Origin of the sequence: Synechococcus sp. R6-7, from assembly GCF_047461695.1 — a bacterium.
GTDB lineage: Bacteria > Cyanobacteriota > Cyanobacteriia > Thermostichales > Thermostichaceae > Thermostichus.
This window is the reverse complement of record NZ_JANSHS010000123.1, coordinates 1-2,446: the sequence shown is the minus strand read 5'-3', so window position 1 is coordinate 2,446 and position 2,446 is coordinate 1. Positions and strand designations below refer to the sequence as shown.

1 protein-coding gene is annotated in these 2,446 nt (G+C 59.3%); it reads left to right on the top strand.

What is annotated here, in order from left to right:
• Positions 1–390 precede the first annotated feature (390 nt).
• Positions 391–2,379, top strand: coding sequence for an ATP-binding protein (locus NW815_RS04325; RefSeq protein WP_414415750.1), 1,989 nt, complete (start codon positions 391–393; stop codon positions 2,377–2,379).
• The last annotated feature ends 67 nt before the right edge of the window (positions 2,380–2,446 follow it).

Below are 2,446 nucleotides of genomic sequence, written 5' to 3'. Positions count from 1 at the left end.
AAATTGGCTGACGGGGCTGTTGGTCACGATTTTTCCGGTCACTCTGACCTGGTGAAGCACGATTTTCTAGTCTATCAACTTTAGGGGCGCTGACAAGCTTTGCTTGGGGATACCTTTATCGGTATTGGCAACCATTCCCCTGCAGGTCGGCTGGAGCAGGTTGCGTTGCGAAGCCGGGATCCCATACCGGTTCTCACCCGGCCTTGGCTGAGACAAAGGGATCGCCTGCCCATGTCAGAATGGTGGCGAATCACCGCCCTATATCCGTTCACGCTATCTGTTCACGTTGGGTTCATGCCTCCTGTCAGCACCGTCGAGCCAGCCGAGCCCATTGCCGAAGTCCAATCTCCTGAGCTGGCTTCTTCTCCTGCCGAGCCATTGCCTGGCGCTGTGGACATGTCAGTGCCAACAACGACCGGGATCTCTATGGGATCCCTGCGGCGCTGGTGGGCGCGATGGAAGCAAAAACTGCGGTTGGAAACTCAGTTGCTCTTTGTGGCCACGCTGGTGGTCTCCTTGGTGGTGAGCAGTTTTACCTTCTGGGCCGTCAGCACTGTGCAGCAGGATGCCCGCTTCAACGAGGCCCGCTTTGGCCGAGATCTGGGGCTGCTCTTGGCCGCCAATGTCGCCCCCCTGATTGCGGAAGATCGCATTGGCGAAGTGGCGCAACTGTCCCGCCAGTACTTTGAGAGCACCAGCAGCATCCGCTATTTGCTCTACGCCGATCCCGAAGGAAACATCTACTACGGGATCCCGTTCTCCAATCAGGAGGTGAAAACCTCCCTCAGCCTTACCCGTCGCATGCAACTGCCGGACAACCGTCCTCCTGCTGAGGGCCAACCGCTGGTGCGCACCCACCTTACCCCTGCTGGGCGGGTGACGGATATTTTCGTCGGCATCTACCATCAGGGCCGCTTTTTGGGCACCCTCGGCTTGGGCATCAATCCCAATCCCGCCCTGGTGCGCTCCACCCAGCTGGCGCGGGAGGTCTCGATTGGGGTGTTTTTGGCGGTGTGGGTCTTGGCCATCCTGGGAGCGGTGGTCAATGCCCTCACCATCACCTATCCCATCAAAGAGCTGGTCAAAGGTGTCCAGGAGATCACCAAAGGTAACTTCAAGCAGCGCATCGACCTGCCCTTCGGGGGCGAGCTGGCCCAGCTCATCGACAGCTTTAACGAGATGGCGGAGCGGCTGCAAAGCTACGAAGAACAGAACATCGAAGAACTGGCTGCCGCCAAAGCCAAGTTGGAGACCTTGGTCTTCTCCATCGTCGATGCCGCCATTTTGCTGGATGCCGAGTTGCGGGTGCTGCTGCTCAACCCTGCCGCCTCCCGCATGTTTGGCTGGGAAGGGGATCCCGTTTTGGGCAAACCCCTGCCGGAGCTGTTGCCGGAGGATCTGCAGCAGCAACTGGCCCGCCCCCTGATGCAAATTGCCCGCGGGGATCAAGAAGCAGAGGAAGTTCGCGTCAACCTCACCGGCCCCACCAAGCGTGTTATCCGCATCCTGCTTTCGCCGGTGTCGGATCCGCGGCGGCAAAATCTCAAGGGGATCGTGATGACGGTGCAGGACATCACCCGCGAGGCAGAGCTCAACGAAGCCAAGGCTCAATTCATCAGCAACATCAGCCACGAGCTGCGCACCCCCCTCTTCAGCATCAAGTCTTTTATCGAGACCCTCTACGAGTACGGCGAGCAGATGTCCTCGGCGGAGCGGCTGGACTACCTGGAAATTGCCAACCGCGAAACCGATCGCCTCACCCGCCTGGTCAACGATGTTTTGGATTTGTCTCGTCTGGAATCGGGCAAGCAGTACCACTTTGAGGGCGTCGATATCTCGGCGGTGATCGAGCAAACGCTGCGCACCCATCACCTGCAGGCCCGCGACAAAGGGATCCAGTTGCGCAAATTCGTTGATCCCGATCTGCCTTTGGTGTGGGGCAACTACGATCTGCTCTTGCAGGTGATGACCAATCTCCTGGGCAATGCCCTCAAGTTCACTCCCTCAGGGGGCCTGGTGACGGTGCATGCCCACCTGGTGGTTCAGGCGGATGGATCCCCGCAGGCAGTGCGGGTGGCGGTGGCCGATACAGGCATTGGCATTGCCCCAGAAGATCAGGAGCGGATTTTCGACCGCTTTTTCCGTGTCGAGAACCGGGTCCACACCCTAGAGGGCACCGGCCTGGGGTTGGCCATCGTGCGCAACATCCTGGAGAAACATCGAACCCGCATCTGCCTGGAGAGCAAGCTAGAACAGGGATCCACCTTCTGGTTCGACCTGCACCTGTACACTGAAGAGGGACCGCTGGAGTTCGAGGTTCAGCCAGCCGAGACGGATCCCCCCAGTTGCGCTTGGCGGGAGCACTCCCATCAACGCTGAGGATATGAAGGGCATACCGGCCATTTTTTGGGGGTTGGGCCTCAGCTAGAAATCGCAGGAGCCCCGC